Here is a 16,008-nt window from a genome sequence, read left to right on the forward strand (position 1 = left end):
AGACTATCAACCCGGGGCAAGCGGTTTACCCGATCGGCAGCGGCAGCAGGTTCCCGGTCGCCGCGCGCAGCGCGTCGCGCATCGCCGCGCGCGGGGCCGGCCGGCCGGTGAAGTGCTCGGCCTGGCCGAACGCCTGGTGCAGCAGCATGTCCAGCCCGGTCGCGAGCTTGCCGCCGCGGCGCGCGACGGCGTCGGCGAGCGGCGTCGGCCACGGGTGGTAGATGACGTCGAGCACGTGCGCGACGGCCGCGAGGTCGGCGACGTGCGCCAGGACCGCGTCCGGCGGGACGGTGTTCACCAGCACCGCGGCTTCGGCGGCCAGCGCCGCGAAGTCCGTTTCGGCCCACCGCAGCACCTCGACGTCGAGCGACGCCCGCTTCGCCGCGTCGAGGGTTTCGGCAGCCCGCGCGGGTTCCCGCACGACCAGGCGCACCTGACGCACGCCCAGCGCCGCCAGCCCGACGACCGCCGCGGCCGCGGTACCACCCGCGCCGAGCACGATGGCCGTGTCCGACGGCGACGGCGTGTACCCGCCCGCCGCGCGCAGCGCGCCGGTGACCCCCTCGACGTCGGTGCAGTCCGCGAGCCAGCCCTTCGCGGTGCGGACGAGTGTGTTGGCCGCGCCGACCGCGGCCGCGCGCGTCGTCACCTCGTCCGCGTGGTCGAGCGCCGCGCGCTTGCCCGGCATGGTGACCGAGAGCCCGGCCCACTCCGGGCCGAGGCCGTCGACGAACGCCGGGAGGTCCTCGGCGCCCGTCTCGATCCGCTCGTACGTCCAGCCGGTCAGGCCGAGCGCGGCGAACGCGGCGCCGTGCAGCACCGGGGACAGCGAGTGCGCCACCGGCTTGCCCAGGACCGCGGCCCGCCAGGGCTCAGAAGGCACCGTTCGCCTTGGCCTTCTCGACGTTCTTCTTGTGATCGTCGAACGTGACCGCGAAGCAGGACAGGCCGTTCTTCTCGCACTTGACGAAGTACACCCAGTCCCCCGCGACGGGGTGCACCGCGGCCTGGATGGCCTCCGGGCTGGGCACCGAGATCGGCGTCGGGGTCAGGCCCGCGTTCTTGTACGTGTTGTACGGCCCGGCCCGGAGCCGGTCGGCGTCGTTGGTCGCCAGGGTGGGCCGGTCGAGCACGTAGTTGACCGTGGAGTCCATCTGCAGGCGCATGTCGATCGCCAGCCGGTTGTAGATGACCCGGGAGAGCTTCCCGAAGTCGGCCTTCACGGCCTCGCGCTCGATGATCGAGGCGATGATCAGCGTCTGGTACGGCGTCTTGCCCGGACCGGTCGACTGCGGGCTCAGGCCGGCGTTCTGGATCGCCTCGGTCGAGCTGCGGACCAGCTGGCCGATGATCTCCTGCGGGCTCGCGCCGGGCCGGACGTCGTAGAGCCCGGGCGCGATCAGGCCTTCCAGCCTGCGGTCCTTGCGGTCGGCCTTGTTCGCGTCTTCGACGGCCCAGTCGGGCACGCCGAGCGTCTTGAGGTCCGCGGCGTCGACGACCTTGCGCAGGTCGTCGGCGGTGACGCAGGTGCTCTTGCCGTTGAGCTGCGCGCACGACGCCTTCGCCATCAGGCTGTACACGCCGGGCGTGACCTTGCCGTCGGGCTGGGTGATGTCGTCGAACTGTGTGTAGGGCCGGACCTCCAGCTGCCCCACCCGCGAGGTCGGCGCGACGATCCGGTCGACCGCGCTGGCCCCGGACATGTGCGACTTCATGACGTAGAAGCCGTGCTGGATCTTCGACAGCTTCGGGTTGTCCGCGCCGGCCTTCACGAAGGCCTTGCTGCTGGCGACGACGCCCGCCGTCGTGAGCTTGGCGCCGATCGCCGACGTCGAGTCGCCGTCGTCGACCTGGAACAGGACGTCGCCGTCGCCGGCGCCGTCGTAGTCCTCGTAGCCGAAGAACCTGTTGAAGCCGTAGTAGGCGCCGCCGGCGAGCAGGACGATCACCGCGACCGCGGCGATCCAGCCGAGCGCGCGCTTGCCCTTCTTCTTCCGGGGCTTCTCCGGCTCTTCCTCGTAGTCGTCGTAGTCCTCTTCGTACTCCGGCTCGTCGTAGCCGTCTTCGGCGTACTCAGCGTCGTAGTCGTCGTCGTACTCCGCGTACTCGTCGTACTCGTCCTCGGCGAAGAGGGCGTCCCCGGCCGGCTGCTCCTCGCGCGGCGCGCGGACGGGCTCGGGCGCCGGGGGCGGTGCGGTCTGCGCGGGGATGATGTCGGTGACCGGCTCCTCGCGCACCGGCGGGGGCGGCGGGCGGCGCCGGCGCGGCGGTTCGGCGCCGGGCGCGGGCACGCCGGCAGGGCGGTCACCCGGCTGGACGGACCGTCGCGCGGGTGGCTGGGCGGCGGCGGGCGGCTCGGCGGCCGGACGACGGCGCTGCGGAGCTTCGCTCTCGACCGGTTCCGGGGCGGCGCGACGCCGTCTCGGGGCTTCGGCCGGCTCTTCGGGTTCCGGGGCCGCGCGACGCCGCCGGGGCGCCTCGGCCACCTCTTCGGGGACGGGGGCCGGACGACGCCGTCGTGGCGGCTCGGGAGCCTCTTCCGGCTCGGGAGCGCGGCGCCGGCGCGGGGCCTGGACCTCCGAGCCCTCGTCGAGGCCGTGCCGGGCGTGGGCGGCGCGAGCCGGGGCGGCCCGGCGGGCCTGCGGGTCGAGCTCGTCGTCGACCGGGGGCAGCGCGTCCGGCGGTTCGAGCCGGCGACGGCGCCCGGTCGGCGGCGCGTCCCGGCGCGGGTCGGCGGCCGGGGGTTCGGCGGGCCGGCCCTGCCGGGAGGGTTGCGGCAGATCGTGGTAGCCGCTCGGCTGCTGCTGCGCCCGCCGCGGCGGCACCTCGTGCCGGTCGCTCGGCTGCTGCGGACGGCGGGACGGCTGGGGCAGCTCGTGGTAACCGCTCCGCGGCTGCGCGTAGCGCTGCTCGGCGGCCCGCGGGTCACGCGGGTCGGCTCGGCGGGCCGGCGGCGGGGCCGCGTCTTCCGGCTCCCGCAGCCTCCGGCGGCCTCGCGGGCGCTCAGGCTCCTCGTCGTTCATCGGTCTCCCTCCCGGGCGCGGTGCGCAGCAGCGGCGTCGATCCAGGCCTGCAGGATCTCGACGGCGGCGGCCTGGTCGACCACCGCTCGCTGCTTGCGGCCTTTGACCCCGCGCTGGGAGAGGATGCGGGATGCGGTGACCGTGGTCAGCCGCTCGTCGCCCAGCCGGACCGGCACGGGCGCGACGCGCCCGGCCAGACGTTCAGAATACGCGATCGCCAGCTCGGCCGCCGGACCCTGCCGGTTGGCGAGCGTGCGCGGCAAGCCCACGATCACCTCGACCACCTCGTGCTCGGTGACGAGGGCGGCCAGCTGGTCCAGATCACTGTCGTCGGTCGCATCGCGGGAGAGGGTAACCAATGGCGACGCGAGCACGGGGGCCGGATCGCTCAGAGCGACCCCGACCCGGACCGAGCCGACATCCACACCGAGCCGCCGGCCGCGGCCCGGATCGGACACTCCGGGCCGATCCGGACCCCGGTTTCCGCGGTTAACCAATGCCGGCGATCGCCGCGCGTAGGGCCGTGACCGCGTCGGCCGCGCCGGCCGGGTTCGTGCCACCACCCTGGGCCATGTCGGGCTTGCCGCCGCCGCGGCCGCCGATCTTCCCCGCGAACGACGGGACGAGCTTGCCCGCGGCGACGCCCTTGTCCTGGGCCGCCTTCGTCGTCGCGACGACGAAGCTGAGCTTGTCACCCGCCGGCGAGAACAACGCCACCACGCCGGGCCGCGAGCCGAGGCGGCCGCGCAGGTCCGAGGCGAGGGCGCGCAGGCCGTTACCGTCAACGTCCGGGACGACCTCGGCGACGACCGTGACGCCGCCGACGTCCTGCGCCTTGTCGAGCAGCGCGCCCGCCGAGCCCAGCACCTGCTGGGTCTTCAGCTGGGCGATCTCCTTCTCGGCGTTCTTCAGCCGGGTCAGGACGTCCTCGATGCGGCCCGGCAGCTCGTCCGAGGGCACCTTGAAGGTGTTCGCCAGCTGCGAGACCAGCAGCTGTTCCTTGCGGACGTACTTCAGCGCGTCCGTGCCGACCAGCGCTTCGACGCGGTGCACGCCCGAGCCGATGGACGCGTCGGAGACCAGCTTGACCAGGCCGAGCTGGCCGATCCGGTCCACGTGCGTGCCACCGCAGAGCTCGCGGGAGTACTCGCCCATGTCGACCACGCGGACGTCGTTGCCGTACTTCTCGCCGAACAGCGCGACCGCGCCCAGTTCGAGGGCCTTGTCCTTGGTCGTGGTGAAGCTGTTGACCTCGACGTCGGTCTGCAGGTAGTCGTTGACCTCCTGCTCGACCTCGGTCAGCACGTCCGCCGAGACCGAACCGGGCGTGGTGAAGTCGAACCGCATGCGGCCCGGCGAGTTCAGCGACCCCGCCTGCGCCGCACGCTTGCCGTAGGCGCCGCGGACCGCCGCGTGCACCAGGTGCGTCGCGGAGTGCGAGCGCTCGATGGAAAGCCGGCGGTGCGCGTCGACCGAGCCGGTGACCTTCGAGTCCAGGCCGACCTCGCCGTCGAGGACCTCGACGCGATGAACGAACAGCCCCGGGACGATCTTCTGGACGTCCAGGACCTTCAGCTCGACGCCGTCGCCGAGCAGCACGCCGGTGTCGGCGACCTGGCCGCCGCTCTCGGCGTAGAACGGCGTGCGGTCGAGGACCAGCTCGGCCTTCTTGCCCGCCGAGACGCTGCGGACCGGCTGCCCGTCTTCGAGCAGCGCGACGACCTTCGCCTCGGCCTGCAGGTCGGTGTAGCCGAGGAACTCGGTCTCGCCGTGCTGCTCCAGGACCTTCCGGTACTCCGAGAGGTCGCCGTGGCCGGTCTTGCGGGCCGCCGCGTCCGCCTTCGCGCGGGTGCGCTGCTCGTTCATGAGCGTGCGGAAGCCGTCTTCGTCGACGCTCAGGCCCTGCTCGGACGCCATTTCCAGGGTCAGGTCGATCGGGAAGCCGTAGGTGTCGTGCAGCTGGAACGCCTTGTCGCCGGCCAGCACGTCGCCGCCGCCGCGCTTGGTCTCCTCGGCCGCCATGTCGAAGATGCGCGAACCGCTGGTCAGCGTCGCGAGGAACGCCTCCTCCTCGATCCGGACGACCTCGTTGATCCGGTCGAAGCCGCTGACGAGCTCGGGGTAGGTCGGGCCCATCGTGTCGCGCACGACCGCGGCGAACGACTGCAGCACCGGCTCGTGCACGCCCAGCAGGCGCGAGGAGCGGACGATGCGGCGCAGCAGCCGGCGCAGCACGTACCCGCGGCCGTCGTTGCCCGGGGTCACGCCGTCGCCGATCAGCAGAACGCCGGTGCGGGCGTGGTCGGCGATCACGCGGAAGCGGACGTCGTCGGCGTGGTTGCCGCCGTAGCGGCGGCCGGAGAACTCCTCGGCGCGGCCGATCACCGGGCGCACCAGGTCCGTCTCGTAGACGTTCTCGACGCCCTGCAGGATCGTCGCGACGCGCTCGACGCCCATGCCGGTGTCGATGTTCTTCTTCGGCAGCTCACCGATCGGCTTGTGCCCGAGCTTGGGGCTCAGCTCGCCGCGGATGTCCTGCATGAAGACGAGGTTCCAGATCTCGATGTAGCGGTCCTCGTCCGCGACCGGGCCGCCTTCGCGGCCGTACGCCGGGCCGCGGTCGTAGTAGATCTCCGAGCACGGGCCGCCGGGGCCGGGCACGCCCATGTCCCAGTAGTTGTCCTTGCCGTCGCGCACCTGGATGCGCTCGCCGGGCAGGCCGGTGAGCTTGCGCCACAGGCCGGCCGCCTCGGCGTCGTCCTCGTAGACCGTCGCCCACAGGCGGTTCGGGTCGAGGCCGTAACCGCCGTCGCTCTGGGGCTTGGTGATCAGCTCCCAGGCGTACTCGATGGCGCCTTCCTTGAAGTAGTCGCCGAAGGAGAAGTTGCCGGCCATCTGGAAGAACGTGTTGTGCCGGGTGGTCTTGCCGACCTCGTCGATGTCCGGGGTGCGCACGCACTTCTGCACGGAGGTCGCACGCGGGTACGGCGGCGGCGCCTCACCGAGGAAGTACGGCTTGAACTGGACCATGCCGGCGTTGACGAAGAGCAGGTTCGGGTCGTCGAGGATCAGCGGCGCGCTGGGCACGCGCGTGTGACCCTTGCTCTCGTAATGGCGCAGGAAACGGTCGGTGATTTCGTGTGTGTCCACGGGTCAGGTCCTTGTGCTGGAGTACGGGATGACGACGGCGGCGGAGCGGCTTCCGGGTCGCGAAGGCGACCGGTCAGCCCTCCGCCCGGCGAGCTCGCCGGGCGGGCCGCCGGGCTTCGGCGGCGTGCCGGCCCGAGGCCTGCGGCGTCACCACACCCGCCCGCTGCTCGACCATCTCGTGCAACTCCTGCTCCCGCTCGCTCATGCCCGCACGCACCTCGGCGCCGAACGAACCCACGGCGCCCGCCAGCTCGCGCACGGCGTCACCCAGGTTCGATGCTATCCCGGCCGGAGTGGCCTGACGAGCGGTTTCGGCGGCCTTGCGGGACAGCGCGACCCCGGCGACCACACCGACGCCGAGCCAGAACAGCCGCTTCACTTCGCGGCCTTCTTCGCGGCCTTGGCGGCGTTCTTCTTCTTGCGCGCCCGGATCGCCTTGCTGAGCCCGTAGGACAGCGCGGCGGTCTTGACCAGCGGCCCGCCCAGCGTCGCGGTGAACACCGACGTCAGCGCGGAGACGTTCCCGGTGACGGCCTGCGCGTTCGACGTGATGCCGTCCACCCGCTCGAGCTGGGCGTTGACGTGCGTGATCGTCTGGTTCGCGCCGACCAGCAGCGGGTCGGTGTTGCTGTTGGTGCGCTCGATCGCCTCGGTGGCCGCGTCCAGCGTCTTGCCGAGCTTGATCAGCGGGATCGCCAGCAGGACGACCAGCACCACGAATGCTCCTGCGGCGATCAACGCGGCGATCTGCCCTGCCGACACGGGCCCTCCTCGGTTCACTGGGACTTGGAGTCTTGGGTGCTGGTGAGGTTACCGCCTGGCCGGGTCCCCGACCGTGTCACCCCGCCGCACTGTCACGGTCCGCATCGGGGGCCGCGGGCCGGACCGCCTGGCCACGCTCGTCCCGGGCCGGCCGTAGCGCCCCAATGTGGCGTTGGGTGCGTCCGACGCACCCAATGTGGCGTTCGGTGCGTCCAACGCACCCAACGCCACATTGGGACGCAGGAGAAGCCGTGGTCAGGAGTCCTTGAGCACCGCCCGGTAGAGGGCCGCCATGTCCTCGTCGCCGTGGCCGGCTTCCACCGCTGTCTCCAGATGCGACAAGACCGCCCGGGCGCCCGCCACGTCGACGGTGTCGCCCGCGGCCTTGACCACCAGGCCGGCGTCCTTCGCCGCCAGGCTCGCCGGGAACGACGGCTCGTAGTCGCCCGACAGCATCGCCGCGCCCTTCACGTGCGCGTAGCCGACGTCCAGGCCGCCGCCCTTGATCGTCTCCAGGAACAACGCCGGGTCCAGGCCCAGCGCGTGGGCGAGGCCGAGGCTTTCGGCCGTGCCGTTGGTCAGCGTCAGCACCCAGGCGTTCAGCACCAGCTTCAGCCGGCTGCCCTGGCCGGCCGGGCCGAGCCAGCGCGTGCGGATCGCGACGGCGTCGAACACCGGCGTCGCGGCCGGGCGGGCCTCCTCCGGGCCGGACGCCAGGACCTCCAGCTGCGCCTGCTCCGCCGGCTGCCGGGTGCCGAGGACCGGCGCGTCGACGAACACCACGCCCGCTTCCGCCGCCAGCGCGGCGAGCCGGTCGGTCCAGTCGAGGCCGACCGTGCTCATCTGCAGCCACAACGTGCCCGAAGCGGGCGAAGCGGCTTCGAACGCCGACGCGACGGCGGGACCGTCGGCCAGCATCGTCACCAGGATGTCGGCGCCGTCGGCCGCCGCGGCGGCCGAGTCGGCCACCGTCGCGACGTCGGCGAGGGGCTCGGCCTTCTCCCGCGTCCGGTTCCAGACGCGGACGTCGAGGCCCGCCTTCGCGATGTTGGCCGCCATGGCGGCGCCCATGATCCCGGTACCGAGGAACGCGATGCTCATGCGCCCATCGTGCCGAAGACCCCGCCGTCCCGCAGTCCACGGACGGATGAGCGAGGAGTTCCGGACCACCGAAGGCTTCTACGGCAAGGACTTCGCCGCGGAAGGCCCCGCGGTCAGTAGTCGCCGAGGAGACAGAACGGGTGGCCCGCCGGGTCGGCGTAGACGCGCCAGCCCCGGCCGCCCAGGTCGGGGTCGAGCAGCCGGCCGCCGTACGCGAGGACCTGGTGGTGCGTCTGGGCGAGGTTGTCGACCTCGAAGTCGAGGTGGAACTGCTGCGGGTGGGCCGGATCCGGCCAGCGCGGCGGCTGGTGGCCGGGAGCGCGCTGGAACCCCAGGACCATGCCGTTCACGTGCAGGGTCGACCAGTCCTCGTCCACCCGCCAGCGGGGGTCCGGGAGATCCACCTCGCCGCCCATGATCGCTTGGTAGAAGTACGCGAGCACGACGGGTTCCGGACAGTCCAGGACGATGCACTGCAGCGTCGCGGGCACGGGGATGCCTCCTGCCTTCGCTGGGCCGCCCCCCTGTGTTCAGGCCGCCCCAAGCCGCGAAGCTTACGAAACCCGATGATCTTGCTGCCTCCGGCCCACGTTCGGTGCCCGCTCCCGCACTGGCCGTGCGGGAGCGGGCCCGCGATCCTCAGGCGTCGCCCGGGTCCGCGCCGACCTGAGCCGAGCCACCGGAACCGCCGAAGCCGCCCGTCGCGGTGTGCAGGCCCGCGGTGCGGCGCAAGGAGAATCTGTCGATTTCGACGCCGTCGTTGCGCAGTGTCCGCACGGTCAGCGTGGTCTTCCGGCCGAACCACGCCGGCTCGACGTCGATCGCGAGGAACGAGTAACCGGTGTAGCGCACCCGCGACCAGCCGACGGTCTCCGTCTCCTGCCCGCCGCCCTTCACCCAGTGGTAGCTGGTGAACTCGCCGTCGAAGGTGTCCGGCACCGGGAAGCTGTAGACGCTGCGGCCCCCGCCGCCGCAGGTGGCGTAGACCGTGCCGTCGCGGTCCGGGTCGACGGTGTCGCCGATGGCGACCTTCTTCGTGACGCGGCCGCCGCGCAGCGCGTCGGTGCGCTCGTAGATGTGGTTGTGCCCGTTGACGACCAGGTCGACGTGGAACTGGTCGAACAGCGGCACCCACTCCTCCCGCACGCCGCCTTCGGACGCGTGCTGGTTGGTCGTCGAGTAGGCGCAGTGGTGGAAGAACACCACGATGAAGTCGACGTCCGGCTGCAGCCGGAGGTACCGCAGGCGGCGCTTGAGCCACGCCGTCTGGGAGCCGTGCGAGTAGCCGCGGTTGGCCGGGATCTCGTACGAGACGTCGTTGGCGTCCAAGGAGATCACGCCGACGTTGCCGTAGATGAACGAGTACACGCTCGGGCAGTCGGCCGGGCCGCTGCCGGGGAAGTCCCAGCGCTTGGTCTGGCCGCCGTAGCCGTCGGGCGAGTACAGCGCTTCCATGTCGTGGTTGCCGGTCGTGACCATCCACGGCACGGACGCGGCGACGCCCTCGATCTGGTTGTAGTAGGCGTCCCAGACGTGCGGGTCGTACAGGTCGTGGCTGCCGTCGGCGACCGGGCCGGGCGGCAGGCCCGCGCCGCTCGGGTCGGCGTAGGCGATGTCGCCGGCGAGGAGGTGGAACCGCGGGTGCTGCTGGGCGACCGCGCCGTCCTGGGCCAGCGCCGTCGTGGAGACACCCTGGTCGCCGAAGGCGGTGAAGGTGAACTTCCCCGCCGGGAAGCCGCGCGCGGGCGCGGTGGTGAACGTCGAGAGCGCGGCGGCCCCGCCGTCGCCGTTCGCCGGGTCGTAGCCGTCGTGGCCGACCGCGTAGGTGTAGGTGCGGCCCGGCGTCAGGCGGCTCGCTTCGGCGTGCAGGTAGTACTGGTCGTACGGCGCGATGACCCCGGCGACCTCGGAGTGCAGCGCCCGCGTCTCGGCCGGGATCCGGTGCCCCCACTGGTATCCGTGGCGATCGTGGTGTTCGGCGACGCGCAGGAACGGGTTCTTGACCCGCGTCGGCACCTGCCAGGCGACGCGGACGTCCGTGCGCGGGTTGCGGCCGAAGGCGAGGTGACGGCCGGCCGGGGCGACCTTCGCGCCGTCGGCGTAGGCCGTGCCGGGCAGCAGCATCGGGCCGGCGGCGAGCAGGGCGCCGGTGGCGGCGGCGCCCTTGAGCAGGGAACGGCGGGAGAGGTACTCGTGCTGCTCGGCCATGCTCAGGCGGGCAGCCAGTGCGTCGGGAACGCCGACTCTCGGGATTTCCATGGGCCGGATGCTCGCCGACGCACGTGCCCGGATCGCGTCGCGCGGGCGAACACCAGCCGTCCAGTTCCCCCGGGCTCTCCCAAGGGCTTCCCAAGCCGCCTTTACCGCTCGCCGCGGATGGTCCGGCGCAGCTTCGGGACGCGCTCGGCGAGCGGGCGTTCCGCGCCGCGCTGGGTCGGCTCGTAGTAGTCCCGGCCGACCAGCTCGTCCGGCGGGTACTGCTGTGCCAGCACGCCTTCCGGGACGCCGTGCGGGTAGCGGTAGCCCTGGGCGTTGCCGAGCTTCTTGGCGCCCGCGTAGTGCCCGTCGCGCAGGTGCGGCGGGACGCTGCCGGCCAGTCCGGCACGGACGTCGGCCAGCGCGGCGTCGATGCCGGTGACGACGGCGTTCGACTTCGGGGCCGTGGCCAGGTGGATCGTCGCCTGCGCGAGCGCCAGCCGGCCCTCGGGCATGCCGATGAACTGGACGGCGTGCGAGGCCGCGACCGCCGCCTGCAGCGCCGTCGGGTCGGCCATGCCGATGTCCTCGCTGGCGTGCACGACCAGGCGCCGGGCCAGGAAGCGCGGGTCCTCCCCCGCCTCGATCATCCGGGCCAGGTAGTGCAGCGCGGCGTCGACGTCGGACCCGCGGATCGACTTGATGAACGCGCTGATGATGTCGTAGTGCTGGTCGCCGTCGCGGTCGTAGCGCACCGCCGCCTTGTCCACAGTGGACTCGACGATCGGCAGGTCGATGGTCTTCGCCTCGGTGGCCGACGCCGCGTCCGCCGCCGCTTCGAGCGCGGTCAGCGCGCGGCGGGCGTCACCGCCGGCGAGCCGGACGAGGTGGGCGCGGGCGTCCTCGGTCAGCGTCAGCTCGCCGCCGAGGCCGCGGTCGTCGGTCAGCGCGCGCTCGATCAGCCGCGTGATGTCCTCGTCGGTCAGCGGACGCAGCTGCAGCACCAGCGAGCGCGACAGCAGCGGCGAGACGACGGAGAACGACGGGTTCTCGGTGGTCGCCGCGACCAGCAGCACCGTGCGGTCCTCGACCGCGCCGAGCAGGGCGTCCTGCTGGGTCTTGGAGAAGCGGTGCACCTCGTCGATGAACAGGACGGTGTTCTCGGTGTTGTACTGCCGGCGCCGCCGGGCCTCCTCGATGACCCCGCGCACCTCCTTGACGCCCGCCGAGAGCGCCGACATCGCGACGAACCGGCGTCCGGTGGCGATCGAGACCAGGTTGGCCAGGGTCGTCTTCCCGGTGCCGGGCGGGCCGTAGAGCAACACGGACGCCGGGGCCGCGCCCTCGACCAGCCGGCGCAGCGGGGCACCTTCGCGCAGCAGGTGCTGCTGGCCGACGACCTCGTCGAGCGAGCGCGGCCGCATCCGCACGGCCAGCGGGGAGCTCGCCGGGTCCGCCTGCCGCTCGCCGGTGTTCGACGTGGTGCGTTCAGGTGGGGGCGCCACGTCGGCGTTCACGGTGAAGAGCTCGTCTTGTGCCACCCGGATGACGTTAACCGACGCCACCGACAGAACCCTTGCCCCGGGGTTCGGGGGCGCGCTACCGTCGTGATGACCGGTTGACCGAATGTGCGAATCCGGTCACCAGGTCAAACTCTCGACGAAAGAGCGGCATGAGCCATCCCAACCGCGAGCGCGGCGACCGCATCCTGGACGCGGCCGGCGAGCTGCTGCTGCGCATGGGCTACCGCAAGGTGGCCGTCGACGACATCGCGCGCGCGGCCGGCATCGGCAAGGGCACCGTGTACCTGCACTGGCGCACCAAGGAACTGCTGTTCCAGGCGCTGATGATGCGCGAGTCCGCCGACCTGACCGAGGCCATCCTGGACGGGATCAAGGCCGACCCGGCGATGATCCTGCCGCACCGGATGATCTCGTCGTCGTTCCTCGCCACCCACCGGCGGCCGCTGGTGATGGCGATGTTCCGCGGCAACGCCGAGATGTTCGGCTCGCTCGGCGACCTCGCGCTGCGCAAGCAGCAGCAGGAGCTGAGCGGGCACTTCGAGGACGCGATGCGCCGCCACGGGCTCGTCCGCACCGACGTCCCGAACCTGGACTACGCGCTCAACGCCACGGCGATCGGCTTCTACTTCACCGACGTGGTGTCCGGCAAGTTCGAGAGCATCCCGCTCGAAGAGCGGGCCGACGCCCTCGCGTACACGATCCGCGCCGCGTTCGAGCCGCCCGGGGAACCCGATCCCGCGGCGGTCGCGCAGGTGGCCGCGGAGCTCACAGCGGCGCTCGAGGAACTCGTCTCGGGCTACCGGCAAGGGATCTACGCACACGATCCCACCGAGGATCCCGGCTGATCCCGGGTTCACACAGGGAAAAGGGGCGGACATGACCACCACACTCGCCGACACCTGGGGACTGCACGAATCCCAGTTCTGGCTGCGGGGAAAGCAACCGGCCGAGCGCGTCCGGCACGCGGCCGACCTCGGGTTCTGGAACGTCTACGGGCACCCGGAAGCCGAAGAGATCCTCCGCGACCCGGCGACGTTCTCGTCGGACACCACCCGGCTGGTGCCGAAGGAGATGCTCGAGGACGTCGACCTGGCGGCGATGTCGGCGGGCAACCTGCTGCAGCTGGACCCGCCGCTGCACAACAAGATGCGCAAGCTCGTCAGCCGCGCGTTCACCCCGAAGGTCGTCGCCGACCTCGAGCCGCGCATCGCCGCCGTGACGACCGAAATGCTCGACGAGGCCGGCGGTTCCGGCCGGCTCGAGCTGGTCGAGGCCCTGGCCTACCCGTTGCCGGTGATCGTGATCGCGGAGCTGCTGGGGGTCCCCGCGAGCGACCGGAACCTGTTCAAGGGCTGGGTCGACAAGATGTTCAGCTCCTCTGAGCAGTTCTCCTTGAAGGAGCAGAGCGAGGCGCGGCAGGAGTCGATGAAGAACTCCCTGGAGGGCCAGAAGAAACTCATCGAGTACCTCGGCGGGCACGTCGACGAGCGGCGCACGCGGCCGCGCGACGACCTGCTGACGAAGCTCGTCGAGGCCGAACTCGATGGTGAGAAGCTGACCCGCAACGAGGTCGTCAACTTCGCGAACGTGCTGCTGCTGGCCGGGCACATCACCACCACGATGCTGCTCGGCAACGCCGTGCTGTGCCTCGACACGCACCCGGAGTGGGACGAGCGGGCGCGCGCCGACCGGTCCCTGGTGCCGCCGCTGATCGAGGAGTCGCTGCGCTACCTCTCGCCGTTCGCGGCGGTCGCCCGCACGACGAACCGCGAGGTGCAGCTGGGCGGCGCGACGATCCCGGCCGAGCAGATGCTGATGGTCTGGGTGGCCGCGGCCAACCGCGACGAGCGCGTGTTCGCCGAGCCGGACACGTTCGACCCGCTGCGCGATCCGAACCCGCACCTGGCGTTCGGCCGCGGCATCCATTTCTGCATCGGCGCGCCGCTCGCGCGGCTGGAGGGCCGGGTGGCGCTGAACATCCTGTTCGACCGCTACCCGGCACTGCGCACGATCCCGGGTGAACCGCCGAAGTTCCAGGTGAACCCGAACATGACGGGCGTGCGGGAGCTGCCGCTCACCACGGGCTGAACCGGTTGCGCCCTGGGCGAAATCCCTCGCCCGGGGCGCGTCCGTGCCCGAGAGTGGGCGGATGCGGATCGCGGTGCTCTCGGACATCCACGGCGTCCTGCCGGCGCTGGAAGCGGTGCTGGCCGAACCGGACGTCGTCGCGGCGGACCGGATCGTGCTCCTGGGTGACATGCTCGCCGGGCCGATGCCGGTCGAAACCCTGGAGCGCTTGGTTTCCCTGGGCGAGCGCGCGGTGTGGGTGCGCGGCAACGCCGACCGCGAGCTGGCGGCGTCCGCGCGCGGCGACGGGGAGTTCGTGCCGGACCCGATCTTCCCGTGGGCGGCGCGGCAGCTGCGTCCGGGCGATCTGCCGGTCCTGGACGCGCTCCCGCTGACGGTGACGCTCGACGGCGTCCTGTTCTGCCACGCGACCCCGCGCGACGACACCGAGATCGTGCTCGTCGACAGTCCCCTCGAACGCTGGGCGGAGGTCCTGGACGGCGTTCTTGCGTCCACGGTGGTGCTCGGTCACACCCACATGCCGTTCACGCGGCTGGCGGACCGGCGGCTGATCGTGAACCCCGGCAGCGTCGGAATGCCTTACGGCACCGGAGGTGCGCACTGGGCGTTGCTCGGCAACGGCGTCGACCTGCGGCGCACGCGGTACGACGTCGAGGCGGCGTGCCGGTTCCTCGCGGCGCACTGTGCTTATCCGGACATCGAAGAGTGGGCGGATTCCTTCGTCCGCAACCCGGCTTCGGACGCCGAGGCGTTGCGGGTGTTCAGCGCGTCCGCTCGCGGAACGAGTGCCACATGATGACCGCGGCGTAGGGCAGGAACTCGCGGCCGCGGCGCCACAGCCACGGAATCCCTTTCAGCACCAGCCATCCCACGTGCCCCGTGGCACTCGGCTCGACCCCGCCGCCGCAGGTGAGGCTCACCGGTTCCGGGACGTCGAACCCGGCGTCGGCGAGCAGCCCGGTGAAGCCGTCCGCGAGCATCCGGTGCCCCAGTTCGGACGGGTGCAGCCGGTCGACGCTCCACGCCGTCAGGTCGTACGCGCCGGGCAGCCGGTCGAGGTCCAGGCAGGGCACGCCTTCGCGGGCGACGACCTCGTCGATGGCCGCGTTCAGCTCGGCGACGCGGGCGCTGAGGGCGCGCTTGAGGGCCGGCGGGAGGCGGAACACCTTGCTGTGGTCGTGGAACCGGACCGGGATGACGGTGGTGCCGACCGCACCGAGCAGGCGGACGACCTCGGTGAGATCGGCGGCGATGGCACCAGCGTCGAAGTCGGGCCGCAGGGTGTCGTTCATCCCGGCGACGACCAGCGCCACATCGGGCCGGTGCGCCAAGGCGGCGGGCACCTGCTTGCCGAGCACACAGTGCATCCGGGCGCCGGTGAAGGAGGGATTGAGGTAGCCGTCGGCAGCGACCCCGAGCGCCGCGGCGACCAGCGGGCCGACACCACGCCAGCCTCCCCGCCGCGGCAAGGGATCACCGAGCCCGACGGCGGTCGAGTCCCCGAGCACCACGAGCCGCCGCGCTCGCCTACGCGCCGTGAGGTTCGGGACGCTCGGGACCGCTTTGAGCGCGGGCCGGGAAGGTTCGGGACAGGGAGTGACTTCGAGGCTGGTCACGGTCACGCCCAAAACCATCGGCCACGGAGACTCACCTGCGGTGAGGACGAGGTAACGCGACCGCGACACCGCGCCGAATTCTTGACACTCGGCTCACAAATGTCCGAAATATCCCAAGTCTGCCGCCCCTAAAGCAGCCCCCACCCTCCCTGGGGGCCGGCCCCGCATCCAGCGTATCGCCGGGGCCCGACGAAAGGCCGGGGCAAGCCGTGTCCGGCCCGGCTTGTCCACATCACGGTCGAGCTGTGGACAGGCGGGCTGCCGCGGCTTGTCGTGAGTGGTCAGTCGGGTTGATGCGGACCTGTTTTGGTGACCTACCGGTTCCGGCTGCGGTCCGTGGTTGCCGAGGCTGGTGTGGCCGCTGGGGCGTTGCGGTTGGGGGTCGTGAGTGGTTAGGAGGGTTAGAACCCTCCTAACCACTCACGACCGGTACCGGTGTGGCGCGTGTGACTTCTGGTGCGACGGGGCTGGCCTGCGGTGGCTGGTGCCAGGCCTGCGTGACGGCGGACCAGCGCCCGGTCGCGTGGAGGCCGAGCCGCGGAATCGGAC

14 protein-coding genes are annotated in these 16,008 nt (G+C 71.9%); 3 read left to right on the forward strand and 11 right to left on the reverse strand.

Features of this window, described 5'->3' with window-relative positions; genetic code table 11:
* Positions 1 to 25: 25 nt before the first annotated feature.
* The 10 genes from ACLJQZ_RS05585 to ACLJQZ_RS05630 form a co-directional block, all read right to left on the reverse strand.
* The gene (locus ACLJQZ_RS05585; protein WP_410618964.1) at positions 26 to 883 is read right to left on the reverse strand and encodes a shikimate dehydrogenase; all 858 of its coding nucleotides are present in this window, start codon (positions 881 to 883) and stop codon (positions 26 to 28) included.
* Positions 873 to 3,023, reverse strand: coding sequence for an endolytic transglycosylase MltG (gene mltG, locus ACLJQZ_RS05590; protein WP_410618965.1), 2,151 nt, complete (start codon positions 3,021 to 3,023; stop codon positions 873 to 875). Before mltG ends, ACLJQZ_RS05585 begins: the two co-directional genes overlap by 11 nt.
* On the reverse strand, positions 3,020 to 3,481 hold the full coding sequence (gene ruvX / locus ACLJQZ_RS05595; protein ID WP_247049109.1) for a Holliday junction resolvase RuvX: 462 nt from the start codon (positions 3,479 to 3,481) through the stop codon (positions 3,020 to 3,022). Before ruvX ends, mltG begins: the two co-directional genes overlap by 4 nt.
* Positions 3,482 to 3,512: 31 nt before the next feature.
* The gene (gene alaS / locus ACLJQZ_RS05600) at positions 3,513 to 6,173 is read right to left on the reverse strand and encodes an alanine--tRNA ligase (protein ID WP_410618966.1); all 2,661 of its coding nucleotides are present in this window, start codon (positions 6,171 to 6,173) and stop codon (positions 3,513 to 3,515) included.
* A gap of 73 nt (positions 6,174 to 6,246) precedes the next feature.
* Entirely contained in the window at positions 6,247 to 6,552 is a 306-nt protein-coding gene (locus tag ACLJQZ_RS05605; protein ID WP_410618967.1) for a hypothetical protein, read from the reverse strand.
* Entirely contained in the window at positions 6,549 to 6,935 is a 387-nt protein-coding gene (locus ACLJQZ_RS05610) for a DUF948 domain-containing protein (protein WP_247049106.1), read from the reverse strand. Before ACLJQZ_RS05610 ends, ACLJQZ_RS05605 begins: the two co-directional genes overlap by 4 nt.
* Before the next feature lie 255 nt (positions 6,936 to 7,190).
* The gene (locus ACLJQZ_RS05615; RefSeq protein ID WP_410618968.1) at positions 7,191 to 8,036 is read right to left on the reverse strand and encodes an NAD(P)-dependent oxidoreductase; all 846 of its coding nucleotides are present in this window, start codon (positions 8,034 to 8,036) and stop codon (positions 7,191 to 7,193) included.
* Positions 8,037 to 8,149: 113 nt separating this feature from the next.
* Positions 8,150 to 8,527, reverse strand: a complete 378-nt coding sequence (locus ACLJQZ_RS05620; RefSeq protein WP_326947780.1) for a VOC family protein — start codon at positions 8,525 to 8,527, stop codon at positions 8,150 to 8,152.
* A gap of 148 nt (positions 8,528 to 8,675) precedes the next feature.
* Positions 8,676 to 10,295, reverse strand: a complete 1,620-nt coding sequence (locus ACLJQZ_RS05625; protein WP_410618970.1) for a purple acid phosphatase family protein — start codon at positions 10,293 to 10,295, stop codon at positions 8,676 to 8,678.
* Positions 10,296 to 10,396: 101 nt separating this feature from the next.
* Positions 10,397 to 11,773 carry a replication-associated recombination protein A gene (locus ACLJQZ_RS05630; protein ID WP_410618971.1) on the reverse strand — a complete coding sequence of 459 codons (1,377 nt, stop codon included), beginning with the start codon at positions 11,771 to 11,773 and terminating at the stop codon, positions 10,397 to 10,399.
* 131 nt (positions 11,774 to 11,904) lie between these two features.
* On the opposite strand from ACLJQZ_RS05630, the gene ACLJQZ_RS05635 reads away from it, so the two are divergent.
* From ACLJQZ_RS05635 to ACLJQZ_RS05645, 3 genes are all read left to right on the forward strand, one after another.
* Entirely contained in the window at positions 11,905 to 12,600 is a 696-nt protein-coding gene (locus tag ACLJQZ_RS05635; RefSeq protein WP_410618972.1) for a TetR/AcrR family transcriptional regulator, read from the forward strand.
* Between the two features lie 31 nt (positions 12,601 to 12,631).
* Entirely contained in the window at positions 12,632 to 13,843 is a 1,212-nt protein-coding gene (locus ACLJQZ_RS05640; protein WP_410618973.1) for a cytochrome P450, read from the forward strand.
* Between the two features lie 61 nt (positions 13,844 to 13,904).
* Positions 13,905 to 14,639 (forward strand): metallophosphoesterase family protein, encoded by a 735-nt coding sequence (locus ACLJQZ_RS05645; protein WP_410618974.1) that lies wholly within the window; start codon positions 13,905 to 13,907, stop codon positions 14,637 to 14,639.
* Here ACLJQZ_RS05645 and ACLJQZ_RS05650 read toward each other — a convergent pair.
* Positions 14,605 to 15,477, reverse strand: coding sequence for an SGNH/GDSL hydrolase family protein (locus ACLJQZ_RS05650; protein ID WP_410618975.1), 873 nt, complete (start codon positions 15,475 to 15,477; stop codon positions 14,605 to 14,607). The two genes, ACLJQZ_RS05645 and ACLJQZ_RS05650, sit on opposite strands and share 35 nt — an antisense overlap.
* Between the last annotated feature and the right edge of the window lie 531 nt (positions 15,478 to 16,008).

Origin of the sequence: Amycolatopsis sp. cmx-8-4 (assembly GCF_046548675.1) — a bacterium.
In the GTDB taxonomy this organism is placed as follows: Bacteria; Actinomycetota; Actinomycetes; order Mycobacteriales; family Pseudonocardiaceae; genus Amycolatopsis.